Annotated in this window: 23 protein-coding genes; 5 read left to right on the top strand and 18 right to left on the bottom strand. The window is 58.6% G+C overall.

Annotated elements, in window-relative coordinates:
* Positions 1–68 precede the first annotated feature (68 nt).
* The 12 genes from ACQZ5M_RS12660 to rplU form a co-directional block, all read right to left on the bottom strand.
* Entirely contained in the window at positions 69–1,397 is a 1,329-nt protein-coding gene (locus tag ACQZ5M_RS12660) for a S41 family peptidase (RefSeq protein ID WP_296078602.1), read from the bottom strand.
* The gene (locus ACQZ5M_RS12655) at positions 1,387–2,796 is read right to left on the bottom strand and encodes a murein hydrolase activator EnvC family protein (protein ID WP_296019216.1); all 1,410 of its coding nucleotides are present in this window, start codon (positions 2,794–2,796) and stop codon (positions 1,387–1,389) included. Before ACQZ5M_RS12655 ends, ACQZ5M_RS12660 begins: the two co-directional genes overlap by 11 nt.
* 248 nt (positions 2,797–3,044) lie before the next feature.
* On the bottom strand, positions 3,045–3,527 hold the full coding sequence (gene rlmH / locus ACQZ5M_RS12650; protein WP_296019219.1) for a 23S rRNA (pseudouridine(1915)-N(3))-methyltransferase RlmH: 483 nt from the start codon (positions 3,525–3,527) through the stop codon (positions 3,045–3,047).
* A 204-nt stretch (positions 3,528–3,731) separates the two neighbouring features.
* A complete protein-coding gene (gene rsfS / locus ACQZ5M_RS12645; RefSeq protein WP_296019221.1) occupies positions 3,732–4,169 on the bottom strand; it encodes a ribosome silencing factor in 438 nt (145 codons plus the stop codon).
* Between the two features lie 100 nt (positions 4,170–4,269).
* On the bottom strand, positions 4,270–4,854 hold the full coding sequence (locus ACQZ5M_RS12640; RefSeq protein WP_296019317.1) for a nicotinate-nucleotide adenylyltransferase: 585 nt from the start codon (positions 4,852–4,854) through the stop codon (positions 4,270–4,272).
* A gap of 42 nt (positions 4,855–4,896) precedes the next feature.
* A complete protein-coding gene (locus ACQZ5M_RS12635) occupies positions 4,897–6,183 on the bottom strand; it encodes a glutamate-5-semialdehyde dehydrogenase (protein WP_296078603.1) in 1,287 nt (428 codons plus the stop codon).
* Complete coding sequence (gene proB, locus ACQZ5M_RS12630) at positions 6,176–7,345, bottom strand: glutamate 5-kinase (protein ID WP_296078604.1); 1,170 nt, start codon at positions 7,343–7,345, stop codon at positions 6,176–6,178. The genes ACQZ5M_RS12635 and proB overlap by 8 nt, the downstream gene beginning before the upstream one ends.
* Entirely contained in the window at positions 7,342–8,406 is a 1,065-nt protein-coding gene (gene obgE / locus ACQZ5M_RS12625) for a GTPase ObgE (RefSeq protein ID WP_296019228.1), read from the bottom strand. Before obgE ends, proB begins: the two co-directional genes overlap by 4 nt.
* Positions 8,407–8,579: 173 nt before the next feature.
* Positions 8,580–9,164 (bottom strand): GNAT family N-acetyltransferase, encoded by a 585-nt coding sequence (locus ACQZ5M_RS12620; RefSeq protein WP_449079907.1) that lies wholly within the window; start codon positions 9,162–9,164, stop codon positions 8,580–8,582.
* On the bottom strand, positions 9,161–9,793 hold the full coding sequence (locus ACQZ5M_RS12615) for a GNAT family N-acetyltransferase (RefSeq protein WP_296019232.1): 633 nt from the start codon (positions 9,791–9,793) through the stop codon (positions 9,161–9,163). Before ACQZ5M_RS12615 ends, ACQZ5M_RS12620 begins: the two co-directional genes overlap by 4 nt.
* A 129-nt stretch (positions 9,794–9,922) precedes the next feature.
* Entirely contained in the window at positions 9,923–10,192 is a 270-nt protein-coding gene (gene rpmA / locus ACQZ5M_RS12610; RefSeq protein WP_062424761.1) for a 50S ribosomal protein L27, read from the bottom strand.
* 40 nt (positions 10,193–10,232) lie between these two features.
* Entirely contained in the window at positions 10,233–10,547 is a 315-nt protein-coding gene (gene rplU / locus ACQZ5M_RS12605) for a 50S ribosomal protein L21 (protein ID WP_062424762.1), read from the bottom strand.
* Positions 10,548–10,872: 325 nt separating this feature from the next.
* Here rplU and ACQZ5M_RS12600 point away from each other — a divergent pair, with 325 nt between their 5' ends.
* Entirely contained in the window at positions 10,873–11,316 is a 444-nt protein-coding gene (locus ACQZ5M_RS12600; RefSeq protein ID WP_296019237.1) for a metallopeptidase family protein, read from the top strand.
* A 188-nt stretch (positions 11,317–11,504) separates the two neighbouring features.
* Here the strand turns inward: ACQZ5M_RS12600 and ACQZ5M_RS12595 are convergent, their stop codons facing one another.
* Together ACQZ5M_RS12595 and ACQZ5M_RS12590 are read right to left on the bottom strand one after the other, a co-directional pair.
* Positions 11,505–11,711 carry a DUF1737 domain-containing protein gene (locus ACQZ5M_RS12595; protein ID WP_296019239.1) on the bottom strand — a complete coding sequence of 69 codons (207 nt, stop codon included), beginning with the start codon at positions 11,709–11,711 and terminating at the stop codon, positions 11,505–11,507.
* Positions 11,708–12,619, bottom strand: coding sequence for an HpcH/HpaI aldolase/citrate lyase family protein (locus ACQZ5M_RS12590; protein WP_296078606.1), 912 nt, complete (start codon positions 12,617–12,619; stop codon positions 11,708–11,710). The genes ACQZ5M_RS12595 and ACQZ5M_RS12590 overlap by 4 nt, the downstream gene beginning before the upstream one ends.
* A gap of 111 nt (positions 12,620–12,730) precedes the next feature.
* Between ACQZ5M_RS12590 and ACQZ5M_RS12585 the strand changes: the two genes are divergently transcribed.
* The 3 genes from ACQZ5M_RS12585 (at position 12,731) to leuB (ending at position 15,227) form a co-directional block, all read left to right on the top strand.
* Positions 12,731–12,967, top strand: a complete 237-nt coding sequence (locus ACQZ5M_RS12585; protein ID WP_363315113.1) for a hypothetical protein — start codon at positions 12,731–12,733, stop codon at positions 12,965–12,967.
* A 145-nt stretch (positions 12,968–13,112) separates the two neighbouring features.
* Complete coding sequence (gene leuD / locus ACQZ5M_RS12580; protein ID WP_296078608.1) at positions 13,113–13,718, top strand: 3-isopropylmalate dehydratase small subunit; 606 nt, start codon at positions 13,113–13,115, stop codon at positions 13,716–13,718.
* Positions 13,719–14,120: 402 nt separating this feature from the next.
* Positions 14,121–15,227 (top strand): 3-isopropylmalate dehydrogenase, encoded by a 1,107-nt coding sequence (gene leuB / locus ACQZ5M_RS12575; protein ID WP_449079906.1) that lies wholly within the window; start codon positions 14,121–14,123, stop codon positions 15,225–15,227.
* Positions 15,228–15,298: 71 nt separating this feature from the next.
* Here the strand turns inward: leuB and ACQZ5M_RS12570 are convergent, their stop codons facing one another.
* Positions 15,299–15,916, bottom strand: a complete 618-nt coding sequence (locus ACQZ5M_RS12570; protein WP_296078610.1) for a helix-turn-helix transcriptional regulator — start codon at positions 15,914–15,916, stop codon at positions 15,299–15,301.
* Positions 15,917–16,028: 112 nt separating this feature from the next.
* On the opposite strand from ACQZ5M_RS12570, the gene ACQZ5M_RS12565 reads away from it, so the two are divergent.
* On the top strand, positions 16,029–17,459 hold the full coding sequence (locus ACQZ5M_RS12565) for an MFS transporter (RefSeq protein ID WP_296078611.1): 1,431 nt from the start codon (positions 16,029–16,031) through the stop codon (positions 17,457–17,459).
* A 49-nt stretch (positions 17,460–17,508) separates the two neighbouring features.
* Here the strand turns inward: ACQZ5M_RS12565 and ACQZ5M_RS12560 are convergent, their stop codons facing one another.
* The 3 genes from ACQZ5M_RS12560 to yghU form a co-directional block, all read right to left on the bottom strand.
* Positions 17,509–18,759 carry a cytochrome-c peroxidase gene (locus ACQZ5M_RS12560; RefSeq protein ID WP_449079905.1) on the bottom strand — a complete coding sequence of 417 codons (1,251 nt, stop codon included), beginning with the start codon at positions 18,757–18,759 and terminating at the stop codon, positions 17,509–17,511.
* A gap of 108 nt (positions 18,760–18,867) precedes the next feature.
* Positions 18,868–19,245 carry a hypothetical protein gene (locus tag ACQZ5M_RS12555; RefSeq protein ID WP_296019261.1) on the bottom strand — a complete coding sequence of 126 codons (378 nt, stop codon included), beginning with the start codon at positions 19,243–19,245 and terminating at the stop codon, positions 18,868–18,870.
* A 12-nt stretch (positions 19,246–19,257) separates the two neighbouring features.
* Complete coding sequence (gene yghU, locus ACQZ5M_RS12550) at positions 19,258–20,154, bottom strand: glutathione-dependent disulfide-bond oxidoreductase (protein WP_296034843.1); 897 nt, start codon at positions 20,152–20,154, stop codon at positions 19,258–19,260.
* Positions 20,155–20,236 lie beyond the last annotated feature (82 nt).

Here is a 20,236-nt window from a genome sequence, read left to right as displayed (position 1 = left end):
GCTGATGCGTGGGTAACGTCTGAGCGGACATGAAAAGGCACCGGCCTTAGACCAGTGCCTTAGATGTCCTACTGCTTGTTGACGACTGCCTTTTCCGGGTTCGGCGGGAAGGATGGGTCGTTCTTGGTGCCATGCAGCAGGTCCAGCGCATAGTTCAGCTGGATGTCGTCCTTGGCTTCCGGCGGAACGTAAGCTGCGGAACCCGAGCCCTCTTCGGTTTCGCTCTGGCCCTGGATGTGGCCGCGAAGGCTCGATTCTCCTTCAGCGCGAACACGGCCCTGAAGTTCTGGCGGCAGCGGCTGTTCCACCTTGATGTCAGGCGTAATGCCGGTACCCTGGATGGATTTGCCGGATGGCGTGTAATAGAGCGCCGTCGTCAGACGAAGCGCACCGGTTTCGCCCAGCGGAATGATCGTCTGGACCGAGCCCTTGCCGAAGGACCGCGTGCCGACAACCGTTGCGCGACGCAGATCCTGCAGCGCGCCGGCAACGATTTCAGACGCCGACGCCGATCCACCGTTGATCAGAACGATAACCGGCTTGCCATCGGTCAGGTCGCCAGCCGTTGCATTGAAGCGACGGGTTTCATCCGGGTTACGTCCGCGGGTGGAAACCACCTCGCCGCGCTCCAGAAATGCATCGGAAACATTGATCGCCTGATCGAGCAGACCACCCGGGTTCAAGCGCAGATCGAGCACATAGCCCTTGAGCTTTTCGGCCGGTACATCCTGCTTGATCTTCTTGATCGCCTTTTCGAGATCGTCATAGGTCTTCTCGGTAAAGGAGATGACGCGCAGATAACCGACATCGCCACCTTCGACGCGGGACTTGACCGCGCGAACTGCGATGATGTCACGCATGACGGTGATGTCGAGCGGCTTGTCGGCGCCCTGACGAATAATGGTAAGCTTGATCGGCGTCTTGACGGCGCCGCGCATCTTCTCGACCGCTTCTTCGAGCTTCAGGCCACGCACCGGCTGACCGTCGATTTCGGAGATGAAGTCGCCTGCGAGAATACCAGCCTTGGCGGCCGGCGTATCGTCCATCGGCGAGATGACCTTCACCAGTTCGTTTTCCATCGTCACTTCGATGCCGAGACCGCCGAACTCACCCTTGGTCTGGGTGCGCATGTCATTGGCATCTTCGGCATTCATGAAGCTCGAATGCGGATCGAGCGAGCTCAACATTCCGTTGATGGCGTTTTCGACCAGCTTCTTGTCATCCGGCGGCGTTACATATTGCGCACGCACGCGCTCGAAGACATCGCCGAAGATCGACAATTCCTTGTATGTGGAAGGGCCTGCGGCTTGCGCCGGCAGGCTGGCAGAATAGATAACGCTCATCGCTGTGGCGCCCATGAGCCCACCGATGAGAAGAAGCGAAGCCTTACGAATCATTACGCGCCCTTCCGGTATTTTTTGCGGACCACCAGGGTTGAGAATCAACCGGCACTCCGTCCTTTCTGAATTCAATGTAAAGCGTTGGCTTGTCAGTTTCCAGCGCCAAAGCCGCTGCACTTGCCACTCTTTTTACGCCCATGGAGGCAATCGGTTCACCGGAGAAAACAAACATGCCCTGCCGCGTTCTCACATTGTCCATGCCTGTCAGGACCAGATGATAACCGTCACCAGCATTGAGGATGATCATGCGGCCGTAGCTTCGAAATTCTCCAGCAAAAACCACGAAGCCGTCCGCTGGTGCTGTAACGAGTGCTTCCGGGCCGGTCGCGACGACGATTCCCTTGGAGAAATGCCCGGTTCCATCGGCATCGCCGAAGCGTCGAAGCACTTCGCCTGAAACCGGCATTGCCAGCTTACCCTTCAAGCTCGAAAACGGATATGCGGGCGCAATGCGGTTTTTATCGGGCGTTCCAGCCTCGCTCTGCGCCTCCAATTTGTCACGTTCAGCAGGCGGAAGACGGGCGATCCGCTCTTCTTCCAAACGCGCCTTTTCCTTGGCCTCGCGTACCGACGATATCTCGTTTTCGAGCGATGAAACGAGGCCTTCAAGGCTTGTCGCCTTGCTGGCAAGTTCTTCAGATCGCTTGCGTTCTGCTTCCAGTTCGGCTGCGGTCTGGCTGTTCTTCTTGTCGTTTTCGGCGCGCAGCAGATCGAGGCGTTTTTCCTCCTCCAGACTTGCCGTCATCATGCCTGTCAACTGCTCACGCTCCACAGCGATCGCCTGGCGCAAGTCAGTCAATTCTTTGAGAGCGGTGATGAGCTTGTCGGTTTCGGCCCGGATGCCCGGAACCACAGCTCCCAGCAGGATCGCGCTTCTGACGGAGGCGAGCGCATCTTCAGGGGACACCAGAAGGGCGGGTGGCGGGTTGCGGCCCATGCGCTGGAGGGCGGCCAGAACTTCGGCCAGAACGCCGCGGCGCTCGCGAAGTGACGCCTTTACGGAATCCTCGCGCACGCTCAGCTTTGCCAGCCGGTCCTGCCCATCATTGATTTTGGCTTCCAGATCCTTGCGTCTCTGGGCGGACGCGATCAGCTCTTCCTTGATCCTCGCGGTATCCTGGTTCAGCGCCGCGATGCTCTCTTCAAGCTGGCGCGCCTTGTCTTCAGACAAACCAATACTGTCCACCAGTTCCTCCAAATCCTGGCGGTTCTGGTCACGGCGCGTCTCCAGTTCCTGCAATTCGCTTGGCGTCTCTGCCGGTTGCGTGGCTGGGGGTGTGGCTGGCGCTGCGTCCTGGGCGGAAGCTTGGGGCGTGTGAAGGGATGCGGCGCCAAGGACGACAAGTGCCACGCCCGTCGTCAGCGCAAGCCGGAATTTGTCGCACGTTTGACCCATTACGTCGTTCTTCTACCCGCTCGATAAGATTGGCGACCATACGCTGCTTCGCGGCTTTGCGCCAATAGGCATGAAAGCCAGCCGACATAGATGCGCGTTTGCGACGAAAGCATGTCGGTGAGAGCCGCAGAGGGGAGATTGTCTGCAGCATCGGCCCGAAAATCGAATCGATTTTCGGAGAGCACGATGCGTAGATTCGAAAAGTTAGAGCGTCCTTTGTGCACCCTGAAGGACGCACAAAGGAAGCTCTATACGCGGTGGTAGGGATGGCCTGATAAAATGGTCACGGCCCGGTAAAGCTGTTCGGAAATGAGGAAGCGCACGATCTGGTGCGGCCATGTCAGCTTGCCGAGGCAGAGCGTGGCGGCTGCCTTCTCCGTCAGCGATTGGTCCAGCCCGTCCGCACCGCCGATTGCGATGATGACATCGCGCTTGCCATTATCGCGCATGGTGGCGAAAAGCTCGGCGAAAGCGGGACTGTCGAGCGCCTTGCCGCGCTCGTCCAGAAGGATCAGTGCGGCGCCATCGGCCAGGTGCTTTTCCAGCATCGCCGCTTCTTCGCGTTTGCGCGTATCCGGGTTGGAGGCGCGGCTTTCCTGCACCTCGATCATCTTGCCGAATTCCAGCCCGATGGCCGGGCCGGCCTTGGCGAAGCGATCCAGGTAGCGAGACGCAAGCTCTTTCTCGGGGCCGGATTTCAGCCGTCCCACCGCAAAAATTGAAATCCGCATTCACATATCAGCCCGTTCGCAACCCTGTAAGGCTGCGGTTTGTAGCAGAACTGGCTGCGGATTTCCATGCGACCGAGAAAAGCCTTCGGCCTAAAGCGTGTCGCGACCTCTCAGATTGGCGCTTACGCCTTATTCCTACGCTTCATCGCGTGTCGTTAATGCAAAACCGCTGCATATATTTGCGCGGCATGCTCTAACCCGCGATCAATGCAGTGTTTCTTCCTCGATGTCCGGGGTCGCCCACATCTTTTCGATGTTGTAGAACGCCCGCACTTCTGGACGGAACACATGGATGATGACATCGCCTGCGTCGATCAGCACCCAGTCGCCGGCCTCCAGGCCTTCAACACGCGCGCCACCGAAACCCTCATCCTTCATGTCGGTGATGAGATGTTCGCAGATCGCCGTCACATGCCTGCTTGAGCGCCCGGACACGACCACCATGTAGTCTGCCAGCGCCGACTTTCCGGCAATGTTCAGGGAAACGATATCTTCTGCTTTGGAGTCCTCGACACTCGCAAGGACGGTTTCCAGGGCACGACGGGCGGCATCGACGCCACTCTCCTGGCCCTTCGGGATAGCGCTGTAAGCTCTTCCCTTAGTGTGTACTGTTGTCAGAGGTTTTCCTTTCCGAAATGACAAAACAGATACTGAGCGCCGCGATTCACCACGGCACACAGTAAAGGTGGCATCATTATATTCACTTTTCAAGATGGTGGGCCGTAGCGCAGAGGCTCATACTTCATTTATGCCCGTTGCGTATGGCAGTGGAACTCAAGGTCGAGCGAGGACCGTGAATGAAAACCCAAGCGGGGGCGTCCTTCTTCCACAAGACCCCGGCATCGTCCTCATCGATCCGCGCATGGCTGAAGGCCTGCGCCATGGTGGATGAGAGGTAGGCAAGCGTGGCCCCTGGGCGGTCGATGACGGCAATTGGAAAGGTCTCAGCAATCACGCGCCATTTCTGCCAATGGTGGAAGGTCCTCAGATTATCCGCACCCATGACCCAGATGAAACGGGCGTGCGGATTTCGCGCTTTGATCTTGGCGAGCGTATTGGCCGTGTAGCTGACCCCAAGGGTCTGCTCGAATGCGGTGATCTTGATGCGCGGATCAGTGACGAGGTCCTCACAGGCGGCGATCCGTTCGGCTAGTGGTGCCAGTCCCGTCTTGCTCTTCAGCGGGTTGCCGGGTGTCACCATCCACCAGAGTTGATCGAGGCCCAAACGACGCATAGCGATTTCCGCCACCAGTGCGTGGCCATCATGCGGGGGATTGAAGGACCCGCCAAATAGCCCGATCACCATGCCGCGCTCGGTGTGCGGCATGGTCAGGTAACGTTGGTCAAGAACCGGATCAGCCGCCAAATATCAGATCCGCGTCTGGCCGGTGCCGTGCACACGGTATTTGAAGGAGGTCAACTGTTCGACGCCGACCGGACCGCGCGCATGCATCTTGCCGGTCGCAATGCCGATTTCAGCGCCCATGCCGAACTCGCCGCCATCGGCAAACTGCGTGGAGGCATTGTGCAGAAGAATGGCGCTATCGATCTCGTTGAAGAAGCGGGCAACCACTTGCGGGTCTTCAGCAATCACCGCTTCCGTGTGATTGGACGAATAGGTGCCAATGTGCTGGATCGCGCCATCGATACCGTCCACCAGGGTCACCGATATGATGGCATCGAGATATTCAGTGCGCCAGTCTTCCTCCGTTGCAGGCTTCACCCCTGCCATGGCCTTTTGAACCTCATCTGAGCCACGCACTTCACAGCCCGCGTCCAGCAGGATTTTCACCAGCGGCTCAAGATGTGTTGCGGCCGCTGCACGGTCCACCAGCAAGGTTTCGGCGGAGCCGCAAATGCCGGTACGGCGCATCTTGGCGTTCAGCACGATCTTCTGTGCCATATCGAGGTCGGCGGATTTGTCGACATAGACGTGGCAGATGCCTTCCAGATGCGCAAAGACCGGTACGCGGGCTTCCGTCTGTACTCGGCCTACGAGGCTCTTTCCGCCGCGCGGCACGATCACATCGACAGTCCCGCCAAGGCCGCCGAGCAGCAGGCCGACCGCGGCGCGGTCGGTCACCGGCACCAGTTGGATCGCATGCTCTGGAAGCCCAGCGATCTTCAGGCCCTCCACCAGGCAGGCATGGATAGCGCGCGATGAATATTGCGAATCCGATCCGCCGCGCAGGATCACGGCGTTACCGGCCTTGAGGCACAGCGCACCGGCATCCGCCGTCACATTCGGACGGCTTTCATAGATCACACCGATAACGCCAAGTGGTGTGCGTACGCGCTCAATCTTCAAACCGTTTGGACGGTCCCAGGAAGCAATCATCTCGCCGACGGGATCGGCGAGTTCTGCGATTGCCCGGATGCCTTCCGAGATGCTGGAAATGCGCGACGGGTCGAGCTTCAGACGATCAATAAAGGAGCCTGCCACGCCCGCCTGTTCGGCAGCCGCTACATCCTTTTTGTTGGCGTCGAGGATCCGGTCCACCGATGCATCGATGGCGGATGCCATGGCCAGAAGCGCACGGTTCTTCTGCGCGGTCGAAGCGATGGACAACGGTCGTGAAGCAGCCTTCGCCTGTGCGCCGATATTCATCATCAGCGCATCAACGGACTGGCTTTGCTTCACGGCCTGGTCAGGCATCGACTTCATCCTTCTTTGCTTTTTTCACTTTGACGGCGGCTCCGGTCATCACCAGATCGTCGCGATGGATCATCGCCGAGCGTCCGACATAACCGAGAATGGCTTCGATCTCGTTCGACTTGTGACCGTTGATGCGGCGCGCCTCGTCGGCATCGTAACCGGCAAGCCCGCGCGCAATCTCCCGGCCTTGCACCCCGATGATCGCAACGGCATCGCCACGTCCGAAATTGCCTTTGACGAGCTTGACCCCGGCAGGCAGCAGGCTCTTGCCCTGATGCAGCGCCTTTTCCGCGCCCTCATCCACGTGCACCTCGCCTGCTGGCTGAAGCTGACCGGCGATCCATGTCTTGCGGGCTGTCACCGGCGTGCCGGAGGGCGCAAACCAGGAGGAGCGTGCTCCCTCTTCGATGGCCTTCAATGGATGCAGCGTCTTGCCGGAAGCGATGATCATGGCGCAGCCAGCGGCAGTGGCGATCTTTCCGGCATCGATCTTGGTGCGCATGCCGCCACGCGACAGTTCCGATGCAGCCCCCCCTGCCATAGCCTCAATCTCGGGCGTGATTTCCGCGATTGTCTCGAGGAACTTGGCGTCAGGATCGAGATGCGGCGGCGCGGTATAGAGGCCGTCGATGTCGGACAGCAGCACCAGAAGGTCGGCACCCGTCATGGTCGCGACGCGGGCGGCGAGGCGATCATTATCGCCATAGCGGATTTCGGTGGTGGCCACCGTGTCATTCTCGTTGATGATCGGCGTAGCACCGATCTTCAGCAACTGGTTGATCGTCGCGCGCGCATTGAGATAGCGGCGACGTTCTTCCGTATCGGAAAGCGTCAGCAGGATTTGACCGGCGACGATATCGTGCTTGGAGAGGCTTTCGGACCAAGCTCGTGCCAGAGCGATCTGCCCGACAGCCGCTGCCGCTTGGCTTTCCTCCAGCTTCAAGGCGCCAGAGGGCAAGTTGAGAACCGTTCGGCCAAGCGCGATCGCGCCCGAAGAAACCACCTGTACATCGGCACCGTTCTTCTTCAGCGCTGCTATGTCATCGCAGATCGCGTCCAGCCAATCCTTCTTCAGCCCCGTCTTGCGGTCCACCAGCAGGGCAGAACCGATCTTGATGACGATGCGATGATGGCTGCCGAGCGGTTTTCGCACAAGCGTCATAGACGGTCGTCTCCGTCTTCCAGCTCTTCGATGGGCATGGAGCGGTCGGGAAGGGCGGTCTCGCCACCTTCGCTGGCATCGACGATCACGTCACGCAGTGCGCGCAATGCTTCCGTCATGCCGATATGGGCGGCAGCAGATAGAAGAAGCGGAGGACGGCCACAGGCCTTTTCCAGTTCCTTGGCCTTCTTCTTCAGCTCCTTCTCGTCCAGCACGTCGATCTGCGACAATGCCACGATCTCGCGCTTGTCGGTTAGGCCGCCGCCATAGGCGTTCAGTTCCGCCTTGACGGTCTTGTAGGCCTGGCCAACCTTTTCTTCCTGCGCCGACACCAGATGAAGCAGCACGCGGGTGCGCTCCACATGGCCGAGGAAGCGGTCGCCGATGCCCACACCTTCATGCGCGCCCTCGATCAGGCCTGGAATATCGGCAAGAACAAATTCGCGACCGTCAATCGTAGCAACGCCGAGATTGGGGTGAAGCGTGGTGAAAGGATAGTTGGCGATCTTCGGACGTGCGCGTGTGACGGTTGCCAAGAAGGTGGACTTACCGGCATTGGGCAGGCCGACCAGACCCGCATCGGCGATCAGCTTCAGTCGAAGCCAGATGGTCTTTTCTTCACCTGCCAGGCCTGGGTTGGCGTGTGTCGGCGCCTGGTTGGTCGAGGATTTGAAATAGGCATTGCCGAAACCGCCATTGCCGCCAGCGGCCAGACGAAAGCGCTGGCCTTCCTTGGTCAGGTCGACGATCAGCGTTTCGTTGTCTTCTTCGAAAATTTGCGTGCCGACAGGGACTTTCAGCACCACGTCGGAGCCCTTGGCGCCGGTGCGGGTCTTGCCCATGCCGTGCTGGCCGATGGAGGCTTTGAAGTGCTGCTGAAAGCGGAAGTCGATCAGCGTGTTGAGGCCGTTGACGACCTCGACCCACACATCGCCGCCGCGTCCGCCGTCACCGCCATCCGGGCCGCCGAACTCGATGAATTTTTCGCGCCGGAAGGAGACGGCACCTGCGCCGCCATCGCCGGACTTGATATAGACTTTTGCTTCATCGAGAAATTTCATCGGACTGCCGTTCTGTCAGCTTGCATGCGGTCATGGCCTTGCCAGCCGCGTCAAAAAGGTTCTGTCGCCTGGAATATAGCCGCTTGCCCTGAAGGTCAAAGATTATCATGGCCAAGCGCCTATGGAACAAGGCCGGTTTGCGACGAAACCGGCCTTGTCATTAATGACTTGCCTTACGGTCGGACGAAGTCTTCCGCCGTCAGCTCTGTATCGATATGCGCCACCATGGTGGAGCGTGCGACCGCATAGATCTCGCTGCAGCCGGTAATGTTGAAGCCGAGCTTTTGCTGCACCTTAAGCGACGCTGGGTTATCGGCAAATATGCCCGAATGCAGCACTTCGTTCGGCATGCGCCGGAAGAAGCGCTCGACGACAGCGCCAACAGCCTCGGTCATATAGCCCTTGCCCCAGTAGAAGCGGTTCAACCAGTAGCCGAGATGCCACTGGCCGTGACGCCGCTCCACCGAAACCACGCCGATCAGGGTGTCATCACCTGCGGTGATGGCGAAATCCCAATCGGGCAGGGTGCCGGAGGTACGCAGGATCAGCCACTCTAGCGCATCCTGCTCGTAGTAGGGTGCGGGAACGCGGGCCAACATCCGGGTGACCTGGAAGTCGGCAAGCGTTTCCGCAATCGAGCCGGCATCGGCAAGCCGCTGGGGCCGAAGCACCAGGCGCCTGGTTTCGATCGTCGGGCAGGGGCCTGGCGCAGCCATGGTTTGAACGCTGCGCGGACGCATCAACTGAGCCGTACTCATCGCATGTCTCCCCAGCTTCTCAATGATACCCATGTCTTGCGATCCAGCCTGTACCATTCCACCGGGACCATGCCGCCAAGCGCCAGCGATCCGACCATGCCGGAACCCTGCAACTGAAAGCCGCACTTTTGTATGACCCGTCGCGAGCCAATATTGGTGACCCGGCACCGCGCATCGATCTGATCTATCTCACGGGTGCGGAAGGCCATATCGATCAGCGCATGGGCCGCTTCTGTGGTGTAGCCCCTGTTCCAATAGGGTTCGCCAAGCCAGTAGCCCATCTCAAGGGTCTTTTCGTCTTCCTGCGGCTCCAGTCCGCAGCACCCCATAAACTCGCCATTGTCCATGCGCGTAATCGCATAGACGCACTTGCCAATCTCGCCATTTGCTGCACGGCGCACGAAATCCGCGGCGTCTTTCGCCGTGTAAGGGTGCGGCATGCGCGACACCATGGTCGCGATGTTGGCGTTGTTGGCAAGATGGGCAAGGGCGTCGATGTCTTCTTCGTGGGGTTTGCGCAGAACTAATCTCTGCGACAACAAGACGGGGCAATCGCTCCTTGACCGTTCAGGCCTTATCCGTTCTTCGGGTGACCGTGATTGGTCGACCCTCAACAATTCAGCTTGCATGGTTCAGTCCTCCGTGGAGTTAAGAAAAAAGGGGAGTTGGGTGGTGCCCCAACTCCCCTTTTTTGTGACTGAACCTGTTACCTCTCAGCCGGGTCATTGGGACACCGGCTGCATATGACGCTTACCGGCTTATTCTGCGGCTTCCGCTTTCGGCGCTACGGACACGAATACGCGACCATTGGCCTTCGTGCGGAAGTTTACGTTGCCTGCTGTGAGTGCAAAAAGCGTATGATCTTTGCCCATGCCGACATTGGCGTCGGGATGCCACTGCGTGCCACGCTGACGAACAATAATGTTGCCTGGAATGACGGCTTCGCCGCCGAACTTCTTCACGCCAAGGCGCTTGGAGTTGGAATCGCGACCGTTACGCGAAGAACCGCCAGCTTTTTTGTGTGCCATTGGATTGCTCCTTTAAACCTAGTTTCCCGTGTCGCGCCGATTAGGCAGCAACGATGTCCGTGATGCGGACGACAGTGTGATGCTGACGATGGCCGCGCGTACGCTTGGAGTTCTGACGACGACGCTTCTTGAAGGCGATGACCTTCTTGCCGCGATTGTGTTCTACAACTTCAGCCTTGACCGTTGCGCCTGCAACGAAAGGTGCGCCGAACTTTGCATCAGCGCCAACGCCGACAACGAGAACTTCAGTGAATTCTACAGTTGCGCCTGCGTCTGCTTCCAGCTTTTCGATGGTCAGCACGTCGTTGGCGCTTACGCGGTACTGCTTACCGCCGGTCTTGATGACTGCGAACATTTTTTGTCCTTTCATGTTCGTTCCGGCTCTGCGCTTTTGACGCTGGCCGTCTTTTTATCAGTCGGAGTAGCGGAAATTCGTCGAGGCAAATGCCCCTTGAAACTCTGCCGGTGGGCCGCTTTTTTCAAAGCGGATTAAACGGAAGGCGCAATACGCCCCCAATTTGGCTGCGGAGTTACGCGAGAGAGCCGCTTATGTCAAGGTTCACAGCGGCCTAAAAACAACGGTCTCTCCTAGAAAATCAGGCCTTTTATGCGGTTGTTGCAAACAGGTCTCGAATTTTGCGTCGCAAGGGTTTATATCAGCCCCACAGCAAGGAGCAGAAATGGCCCGCATAGACAGTACCGACGATTGGCGGGATCGCCACGCGCCGACAATATCAGCGTTTGAATCGCTTGCCATTGAGGCATATGGCCACCTGCCGGAAGAATTTCGCGCCCTGACCAAAGACCTCATCATCGAGATCTCGGAGTTTCCGACCGATGATGTGTTCGAGGATATGGCGCTCGAAACCCCGTTCGACCTGCTTGGCCTTTTCGAAGGTCGCGGTCTGTCGGAGCGCTTCACCATGGAAACCGGCGAGATGGTGAACCGCATTACCCTCTATCGCCGCCCGATCCTGGATTATTGGGCCGAGAACGAAGAGACGCTCGGTGACATCATCACCCACGTCCTCATCCATGAAATTGGCCATCACTTCGGCCTTTCCGATGACGACATGGAGCGGATCGAGGAAAGCGCCGACGACGCGGCGACGGACCGCGGGTGAATGTTGTAAGAGAGGGTGCTGTCGAGTGAGGCACCCTTAACGCTTGCTTTTCGTCATCCTCGCCCGCGAGGCGAGGATCCATAAGCCATCGAGGTTTTTGGGGCGTCGGTGGATCCTCGGCTCAAGGCGGAGGATGACGGCAGAGAAGGTGTCGACCGTCACGACAACGGTCGATGATACAGCAGCCCTTACTGTTCGCCCAGCTTCATATCAGGATGGTATTCCTTGCCCTCGACGGTCTTGGTCACCGCTTGGCCGCAGTGCATCACACCGGCGGCAGCATTGAAGGCGTAGCTTGGAGAGCCGGCGAGTTCCCAGCCCTTGTTCAGGGCTTCGGTGACGCGGTGACAAAACTTGGCATCGTCGGGACCGGTGATGAAACGATAGACCTTCATGGGTTTTCTGCCTTTCTTGCGGCGATGATCTCGGCAATGGCGACAAGGCGCTCTGCACCCGTCACATGCAGCCGTTCGATCATTCGCCCGTTCATGTTGATGACGTTCAATCCCACAGATTCGGGTTTTGCGAAAGCCGCGATCGTCTCGCGCGCCTCGGCAAGTGCGGCCTCATCCGGAGCGAAAGCAGCGTTCGCCGCTTCGATCTGCGCCGGGTGGATCAGCATCTTGCCATCGAAGCCCATATCGCGGCCTTGTTCGCATTCCGTGGCAAAGGCATCTAAATCGCGAAAATCGTTGGAGACGCTGTCGATGACGTCGAGGCTGTAGGCGCGAGCTGCGAGCAAGATCTGCATCAGCCAGGGGACGAGATAGGTGCGTCCGGGTCTTGCCGGAACGCGGGTATCCTTGCGCAGATCGTTTAGCCCCACGACGAGAGCGCCGAGCCTGCTGCCCGTGGTGTGTGCGGCCTCTGCAATCGCCGCGGCGTTCAAAATGCCGCGCGGGGTTTCGATCATCGCCCAGATTTGCATGCCTTCGGGAGCATCGGCCTCATCCAGCAAATCGGCCAGTTCATGAATATCGGAGGGCTGCTCGACTTTCGGCAGCAGCACGGCTTGGGGCAGGCACCTCAGGACCGCGTCCACATCCTTGCGTCCCGCTGTGGTCGATAGAGGATTGATGCGGATGATCGCTTCACGGTTAACCAGCGGCGTCTCGCGAAAGAAGGAGAGGAGATTGTCCCTTGCCTCGTCCTTCACCTCCGGTGCGACCGAATCTTCCAGATCGAAGATCGCGCCATCGCAGGTAAGAGAGCTCAGTTTTTGCAAGGCTCGCAGATTGATAGCAGGCACTGAAAGCAACGAGCGGCGCGGGCGTGCAGTATTATCGACAAAAAATTCGGCCATGCCCCACTTGTGTCAATCTTTTGTTACATCTGCAAGATCGATGACGGTGTGAAACCTCTTGCAAGCGTCAAGAAGAAGGCCCACATTCGTCTGGACAGAAAGGTTTGGACCATGCAGGGCATTCGTACATTCTTCATCGCAGCCTCCAGCATTGCAGTTCTGGCGTTGGCCGCGCTCTTCACCGCATCTTTGACGATCGCATTCGTCGGAACGCTTGCGGTTCTCAGCATCGCCAAGATGTTTTCTGCCCGGATGAAGGCGGAGCCGATCCGCGTCAAGACGCAGGATCGCCGCCAGCAGAACATGCGCGTGTGGAACGACGGTCGCGGCACGATCATCGATCTCTGATCGCATCGGCAGGCCTTCAGGCGTTTAGACCCATATTATTAGCGGCGTACCGCATCGGCGTGCTTTGATCTTCAAAAGCGCGCCTTTTTGCTTTAATGGCGGTGATGACGCGGTTTGATACCGCAGTAGAATTTCGGAGTGAGAGATGGATAAGTTCACCAAGCTGACGGGTGTCGCCGCCCCCATGCCGGTCGTCAATGTCGACACGGACATGATCATTCCAAAGGATTACCTGAAGACGATCAAGCGCACTGGCCTCGGCAAGGGCCTGTTTGCCGAGTCGCGCTATCTGGAAGACGGTTCGCCCAACCCTGCTTTCGTACTCAACAAGCCTGCTTATCAGAATGCGCAGATCCTGGTTGCGGGCGACAATTTCGGCTGTGGCTCCTCGCGTGAACATGCGCCTTGGGCGCTGCTCGATTTCGGTATCCGCTGCGTTATCTCCACCAGCTTTGCCGATATTTTTTACAGCAACTGCTTCAAGAACGGCATCCTGCCGATCGTTGTCAGCCCGGAAAACCTTGAGAAGCTCCTGGATGATGCTTCGCGCGGCTCAAATGCGGTGATCACCGTCGATCTGGAAAACCAGGAAATCAGCGGTCCGGATGGCGGGCGCATCAGCTTCGAGATCGACGCATTCAAGCGCCACTGCCTGCTGAATGGTCTTGATGATATCGGCCTGACGCTCGAACATGCCAGCGCGATCGACAGCTTTGAGAAGAGCAATGCTTCCGCCCGGCCCTGGGCCTGATCATCCTTCCAACGAAGCGCCAACACCTCCCTGTCGTCATCCTCGGCCTTGAGCCGAGGATCCATGTCTTCCAGTCTCGTCAATTAGTTATGGATTCTCGGGTCGTGCCCGTGGGTGACGAGGAGGAGAGCTTTGACCTCAAGAGGGCTTTGTGCCGAAGACGCCCTCTGACCTCCAACCACGCAGTCGATGCCTGATACATCGTGTGTCATGCATTTTCGGGGATGAGATAATACTGAGATCGTGTGAAAGTCGGTTTGGTGCGTCACCCGTACCGAATCGGCTTTTGCTTTGCTTGAAATGCGCAAGGGTGAGCGTTAAGAAGCCCGCATCTTGCAGGCTTTCGGCATTGCAAACCATGTTTTGACGCGCGCTTCTCATAAAGCGCCCAAGGAGGATTTCATGACTGTGCGCTCGCTCTTCCTGTTGCCCGGCGACGGTATTGGACCAGAAGCCATGGCCGAGGTCCGCAAGCTGATCGATTACATGAACAGCGAGAAGAATGCCGGCTTCACGGTCGAGGAAGGTCTTGTCGGCGGCTCAGCCTATGATGCGCATGGTGTGGCGATTTCGGATGCCGATATGGAAAAGGCGCTGGCCGCCGATGCCATTCTGTTTGGTGCCGTTGGTGGACCGAAGTGGGATGGCGTGCCGTATGACGTTCGCCCCGAAGCCGGTCTTCTTCGTCTGCGCAAGGATCTCGAGCTTTTCGCAAATCTGCGTCCCGCCATCTGCTACCCGGCGCTTGCCGCTGCCTCGTCGCTAAAGCCGGAGCTGGTCGAAGGTCTCGATATTCTCATCGTTCGCGAGTTGACAGGTGGCGTCTATTTCGGCGAGCCGAAGCAGATCATCGATCTCGGTAACGGTCAGAAGCGCGGTATCGACACGCAGATTTACGACACGTTCGAAATCGAGCGTATCGCGAGCGTTGCCTTCGAACTGGCCCGCACCCGTGGCAACCGCGTTTGCTCCATGGAAAAGCGCAATGTGATGAAATCCGGCGTTCTGTGGAACCAGGTCGTCACCGAAACGCATGCGGCAAAGTACAAGGATGTCCAGCTGGAGCATATGCTGGCGGATGCCGGTGGCATGCAACTGGTGCGCAAGCCCAAGCAGTTCGACGTCATCGTCACCGACAATCTATTCGGCGATATGCTTTCCGATGTTGCCGCCATGCTCACGGGCTCGCTCGGCATGCTGCCATCCGCCTCGCTTGGTGCGCTGGATGCAAAGACCGGTAAGCGCAAGGCGATGTATGAGCCGGTTCACGGCTCCGCCCCGGATATCGCCGGCCAGGGCATCGCCAACCCGATTGCGATGATCGCTTCCTTTGCCATGTGCCTGCGCTATTCCTTCAACATGGTGGATGATGCCACGAAGCTGGAAACCGCCATCGCCAATGTTCTGGAAAAGGGCATTCGCACCGCCGACATCATGGCGGAAGGCGCACGTCAGGTCAGCACCTCCGACATGGGCGATGCTGTTCTGGCGGAATTCAAGGCTCTGTAAGAGCCCTGCTAAGGTTCATCGCGCCCGGGCCTGCCTCGGGCGTGACTCTTGTTAGTGATCGGTAGCATGTTCTAACCAATCCGATAGGCGCATCGCCGTGCGCCCTGCAGAAGGTGCTCGGTCCGCTCAACGGGCGCGGCCAGCACGCTTCGGAAAATATCGATTTCCGATTGGCAAAAGCCTCGGCAAGCGGTTGCCGCGGCGCAGATCGGACAATGATTTTCCACTAGGATGAAATGCCCATCTGCCTCCTGCCACCAGCTTGCCATATAGCCCTCAGTCACCCGCAAGGCTGACAGCCGCGCAACCCGTTCCTCCAGCGTTTCGGCGTCGGCAAGCGCTGCGCGATAGATCGCCTCTGTCTTGCGCTCCCGCGCTACCATGATCGTGTCCAGCGCATCCTCGCCAAGCTCGCTGCCGATGGCATCGATAAGCGAAACGGCAACATCGGCATGACCATCCGGAAACTCGCGATGGCCAGCACTGGTCAGACGCCAGCTTTGACGTGGCCGACCGCGACCGATGGCCGGTTGCGTGATGCTTTCCACCAGTCCTTCATCTGCGAGTTTGGCAAGCTGCTGGCGTGCCGCCTCACCCGTCAGGCCAAGGGCGTCACTGAGGGCCGACGTCGCTTGCGGGCCTTCGGTCTTCAAAAGAAAGAGCAATCTGTCACGGGGGGAAGGGCGCATTATTATCTGTCCTGCCGCTTGCATAATTCGGCTTGAAGTGTAATTTCCAAGTTATAACTTGGAATAATGCCTCGCCGTCGAGATTGCAACGGCCTTTACCGGAAATCCGATCATGCCTCCTGCCGACGCTCCTTCATCAACCAGCCTCTGGGCTCTGTTCTCAGCCAAGCATCTGGGGGCAAGCCTGATGCTCGCCGGTGGCATCGCGCTCTATGCGATCGAGACCTATGTGACAGCCACCATCATGCCGTCTGTCGTGCGAGATATTGGTGGTCTGCCCCTTTTTGCCTGGGTGACGACGCTTTACGTCACGGCCTCCGTGCTCGGTTCGGTCTTCATCGCCATCCGCCCAAGGGGCCTCAGCCTCAATCGCACCTATAGTGTCGGCGCAGCGCTCTTTCTTCTCGGTTCGGCGATCTGCGCGGCTGCCCCCACCATGGAAATCGTTCTTGCCGGGCGCGCTGTGCAGGGGTTCGGGGCCGGGACCCTGGCAACGCTCGGCTATGCTTTCATACGCTACGTCTATCCGGAGCATTTATGGAGCAAGGCAACGACGCTCTACGCGGCGATCTGGGGCATCTCGACCTTCATTGGCCCAACGCTCGGCGGATTTTTTGCCGATGGGAGCGCCTGGCGCCACGCGTTTGCGGTCATCGTCCCTTTCGCGCTGCTGATGAGCCTTCTGGCACCGAGGCTGTTGCCGAAAGGCGCGGACGAGAGGACCGAGACCAAGGCACCACTTTGGCAGATGATCCTGCTGTCTGCCTCGCTGTTGCTGGTCAGTTTTGCCAGCACCGCTGAAAAGGTCGATCTGCGCATCTGGCTTGTTATCGGCGCCCTCTTCGCCATAGCGGCCCTTGTATGGGTGGAGCGACGGGCGACCCTGCGCATTCTGCCACGCGGCGGAACGGTGCTGTCAATGCCGATCGCCCGCGTTTATGGCGCCATGTTCATGCTGCTGGCGGCGCTGACCTGCGACATCTACATTCCGTATTTCCTGCAGAATCTGCATGCGGTGCCGCCGCTGATCTCTGGCTATATCGTTGCTCTCGTGGCTCTCGGCTGGACAGCGTCTGCATTTCTGTGCAGCGATTTGAAAGGCAAGGCCATGCGCCGCTCTATCCTTGCTGGCGCCATTCTGGAATCTGTCTGCATTGGCCTGCTGGCGGTGACCCTGGCGCGGCCCAATCCCGAAGGCGATGTGCTGGTGCTGAGTGCAGCCGCGCTTCTGATCTTCGGCATGGGCTTTGGCGTCGGACTGGGCTGGGCGCATCTGGTGACCCATATTCTGCATCTCGCCGAGCCCGATGAGAAGGACAAGGCATCGGCTGGCATCACCACCATGCAGTCTCTTGGCAGCGCCTTTGGCGCGGCACTCTCCGGTGTCATCGTCAACAGCACCGGCCTTCTCAATCCGGGTGGCGTTGAAGGGGCGGCATCTGCCGGAACGTGGCTGTTTGCGCTCTTTGCTCTGCCAGCGGTCCTCGCGGCACTGGCAGCCTTCTCATTGCCAGAGCCACGTTATGGCACGCAAACTGCGTGATGACGGCTGATCGGTAGCCGAGCGACCTTTGAAAAGCATCGGTGCATGCTCAGTTCTTCGCTGCCTCACGGGGGGTAGCGGAGACAGAATGCACTGCTGGATCTTCCGGTCGGCCGATATTCTCACCCTTGGCAAGCAGCGGTTCGTAGCGCTTGTCGGTCAACGTCTTCAGGAACGCCACGATTGCGTCGACACGCTTGTCGTCGAGTGCCGGCGCGGATGTCAGTTCTTCCATGGCGATGTTGTCGGGCACTTCCGGCGCATCCCACTTCTCGCCGGTTTCCGGGTTGATCTGGCGGCTCGGCTTCTTGCTTTTGTACTTCACGTAAAAGAGCACGACGGTGCGCAGGTCCTTGAACACGCCATTATGCATATAGGGCCCGGTCACTGCGATATTGCGCAGTGACGGCACCTTGAACTTGCCGCGTTGCGTCGGATCGTCGCCGACCGCCGGGTTTTGCGCCAGACCGAGATCGACGGCATCCGGCTTGGAGCCATTGGCGGCACGGGCGAGCTTGTTGGCCGGAACGCCGATATTGAAATATTTGTGGTTGGTGAAGACGCCATCTGAAAGGCCATGCTCACCCTTGATCGTGTGGCAGGTGTTGCAGTTGGTGAACTGCGTCGAGGACATCAGAACGCGGCCAAGTTCTTCCTGATCGGTCAGCTTTTCCTCGCCGCGCAGGAAGCGGTCATATTTGGAATCGAAGGTCGAAAGCGCGTCGGAGCGTTCGTAAGCGGCGAGCGCCTTGCCCATGGCGGCAAAGGCCGCCTCGTCATTTTCGAACACATCAGGCCCAAAATGGGTGGCGAAAGCGCTCATGTAGTCCTGGTTTTCTTTCAGCCGTTTTACGACGCTGCCCTTGTCGCCCATGCCCATTTCAATGGGATTGAGTGGCGGGCCACCGGCCTGATCTTCCAGCGTTGCGGCGCGTCCATCCCAGAACTGGCCGCCGACATAATTCTCCTCCGCGTCCTTGCCAAAGGGTGGTGAGAACTTGGCATAGGTCGCGGTGGGCGCGTTGCGATCACCGAGCGACTTTCCGTCATCGCCGAGCGAGACAGCATGGCCCACCTTCTCGGTGTCACGAATATCGGTAAAGCCGTTGGCAGATGTGTGGCAGGTAGAGCAGGACATGGTCCGGTTCATCGACAGATTGGCGTCGTGAAACAGCGCGTCGCCAAGCTTCTCGATGGTCGGATAATCGGTGCCGCCATGGGCGGTTCCGCCCAGGCCCATGGCCACGGGAAGAAGGATCAGTGCCGAAGCGGCAAGGAAATGAGCAAATTGCCTGACCATGTCAGAGCCGCCGGAAATGATGAAACCGGTGGCTCTATACCATCTTCTTTGCGCCGCGCACAGAAACTTTCTTCAACCGCTCCACTTTGTCGCAGGAAGCTTTGGGCCTCAGATTTCGAAGTAGTTCTCGAAGGATTCAGGAAAGCTCTGGCGTGCCACGCGTTCATCGATGACCAGCATCGCCTCATAGGAGAGCGGGTCGAAATTCTTCTCGGCGGGGAGAACCTCGCGTCCGAAGAGCAGGCTGAGGCGGGCGGCATCGAGATTGCCCCGCTCAAAGGGTTCAGCGCCGAAATGGTGCCAAAGCGCATGCAGGAAGGCCGCATCGATGCGATGTTCGGGCGTGCCGGGGCGCGCCTTGCGCGGCAGTTGCTTGATAGGAGTAACGCCGCGCGGATTGGCGCGGCGTATGGTAAACTGGACGCCTGTGCCCGGCATGCCGGATGGAAAACCACGGTGTTTGGTCATGTCGGGCAGGTTCGCCATTTCGTCTATCCTTCAGCTCTTGCCGATCTTGTCCTGCGTCTTGGTGTCGAAGTCGGACGCATCGTGACGCTCATGTAGCTGTTCTGAGGGATCACCGGAAGCCTTGTTGACCATACGACCACGTTTGACGGCAGGACGCTCGGCAATTTCATCGGCCCAGCGCTTCACATTCTTGTAGCTTGCGGCGTCCAGGAACACTTCCGCGTTCGGGTAGGATTGTCCGCGTGCCAGGTTGCCATACCATGGCCATATGGCGATATCGGCAATCGAGTATTCATCGCCTGCCATGTAACGGTTTTCGGCGAGATGGCGATCGAGCACGTCCATCTGGCGCTTGGCTTCCATCGCAAAGCGGTCGATGGCGTATTTGATGTGGATCGGCGCATAGGCATAGAAGTGGCCGAAACCACCGCCGAGGAAAGGAGCAGAGCCCATCTGCCAGAAAAGCCAGTTCAGCGCTTCGGTACGAGCCTTATGCTCCTTCGGCAGGAAGGCACCGAATTTTTCCGCGAGATAAAGCAGGATCGAGCCGCTTTCGAAAACGCGGGTCGGTTCCGGCGTGGAGTGATCGATGAGAGCCGGGATCTTGGAGTTGGGATTGGCCTCGACGAAGCCCGAGCCGAACTGATCACCATCGCCGATCTTGATCAGCCACGCATCATATTCGGCGTCCGAATGACCGGCTGCCAGAAGCTCTTCCAGAAGAATGCCGACCTTCTGGCCGTTAGGGGTGGCCAGCGAATAGAGCTGCAGCGGATGTTTGCCGACCGGTAGTTCCTTCTCATGGGTCGGACCAGCGGTTGGCCTGTTGATGCTGGCAAATGCGCCGCCATTGCCCTTTTCCCACTGCCAGACCTCAGGCGGCTGGTAGCCTGCGGGAAAATTGTTTTCGGGAGACTTGTCGGTCATGAAGATCCGTCCTTGTTCCGGTTTGCAGTTTCAGGTGTGGATGCTGTGTTCTCGCAATATAGGAAACGCAAAGCCATTCCTC

The sequence above is a fragment of the Rhizobium sp. 22-785-1 genome (assembly GCF_053521965.1).
The sequence above is the reverse complement of the archived record's forward strand: the minus strand, read 5'-3'. Positions and strand labels throughout refer to the sequence as shown.

Excerpts from the sequence above, each read along its gene's own strand:
- ACQZ5M_RS12555 (WP_296019261.1), bottom strand. The coding sequence starts at position 19,245 with ATGGCGAACCTGCCCGACATGACCAAACACCGTGGTTTTCCATCCGGC.
- ACQZ5M_RS12600 (WP_296019237.1), top strand. The coding sequence starts at position 10,873 with ATGGCCCGCATAGACAGTACCGACGATTGGCGGGATCGCCACGCGCCG.
- ACQZ5M_RS12590 (WP_296078606.1), bottom strand. The coding sequence starts at position 12,619 with ATGGCCGAATTTTTTGTCGATAATACTGCACGCCCGCGCCGCTCGTTG.
- ACQZ5M_RS12635 (WP_296078603.1), bottom strand. The coding sequence starts at position 6,183 with ATGCCTGACCAGGCCGTGAAGCAAAGCCAGTCCGTTGATGCGCTGATG.
- rpmA (WP_062424761.1), bottom strand. The coding sequence starts at position 10,192 with ATGGCACACAAAAAAGCTGGCGGTTCTTCGCGTAACGGTCGCGATTCC.
- ACQZ5M_RS12640 (WP_296019317.1), bottom strand. The coding sequence starts at position 4,854 with ATGCCGCACACCGAGCGCGGCATGGTGATCGGGCTATTTGGCGGGTCC.
- ACQZ5M_RS12620 (WP_449079907.1), bottom strand. The coding sequence starts at position 9,164 with ATGAGTACGGCTCAGTTGATGCGTCCGCGCAGCGTTCAAACCATGGCT.
- rlmH (WP_296019219.1), bottom strand. The coding sequence starts at position 3,527 with ATGCGGATTTCAATTTTTGCGGTGGGACGGCTGAAATCCGGCCCCGAG.
- ACQZ5M_RS12585 (WP_363315113.1), top strand. The coding sequence starts at position 12,731 with ATGCAGGGCATTCGTACATTCTTCATCGCAGCCTCCAGCATTGCAGTT.
- proB (WP_296078604.1), bottom strand. The coding sequence starts at position 7,345 with ATGACGCTTGTGCGAAAACCGCTCGGCAGCCATCATCGCATCGTCATC.
- yghU (WP_296034843.1), bottom strand. The coding sequence starts at position 20,154 with ATGACCGACAAGTCTCCCGAAAACAATTTTCCCGCAGGCTACCAGCCG.
- leuD (WP_296078608.1), top strand. The coding sequence starts at position 13,113 with ATGGATAAGTTCACCAAGCTGACGGGTGTCGCCGCCCCCATGCCGGTC.
- rplU (WP_062424762.1), bottom strand. The coding sequence starts at position 10,547 with ATGTTCGCAGTCATCAAGACCGGCGGTAAGCAGTACCGCGTAAGCGCC.
- ACQZ5M_RS12560 (WP_449079905.1), bottom strand. The coding sequence starts at position 18,759 with ATGGTCAGGCAATTTGCTCATTTCCTTGCCGCTTCGGCACTGATCCTT.
- ACQZ5M_RS12660 (WP_296078602.1), bottom strand. The coding sequence starts at position 1,397 with ATGATTCGTAAGGCTTCGCTTCTTCTCATCGGTGGGCTCATGGGCGCC.
- ACQZ5M_RS12615 (WP_296019232.1), bottom strand. The coding sequence starts at position 9,793 with ATGCAAGCTGAATTGTTGAGGGTCGACCAATCACGGTCACCCGAAGAA.
- ACQZ5M_RS12655 (WP_296019216.1), bottom strand. The coding sequence starts at position 2,796 with ATGGGTCAAACGTGCGACAAATTCCGGCTTGCGCTGACGACGGGCGTG.
- ACQZ5M_RS12570 (WP_296078610.1), bottom strand. The coding sequence starts at position 15,916 with ATGCGCCCTTCCCCCCGTGACAGATTGCTCTTTCTTTTGAAGACCGAA.
- ACQZ5M_RS12595 (WP_296019239.1), bottom strand. The coding sequence starts at position 11,711 with ATGAAGGTCTATCGTTTCATCACCGGTCCCGACGATGCCAAGTTTTGT.
- leuB (WP_449079906.1), top strand. The coding sequence starts at position 14,121 with ATGACTGTGCGCTCGCTCTTCCTGTTGCCCGGCGACGGTATTGGACCA.
- obgE (WP_296019228.1), bottom strand. The coding sequence starts at position 8,406 with ATGAAATTTCTCGATGAAGCAAAAGTCTATATCAAGTCCGGCGATGGC.
- ACQZ5M_RS12565 (WP_296078611.1), top strand. The coding sequence starts at position 16,029 with ATGCCTCCTGCCGACGCTCCTTCATCAACCAGCCTCTGGGCTCTGTTC.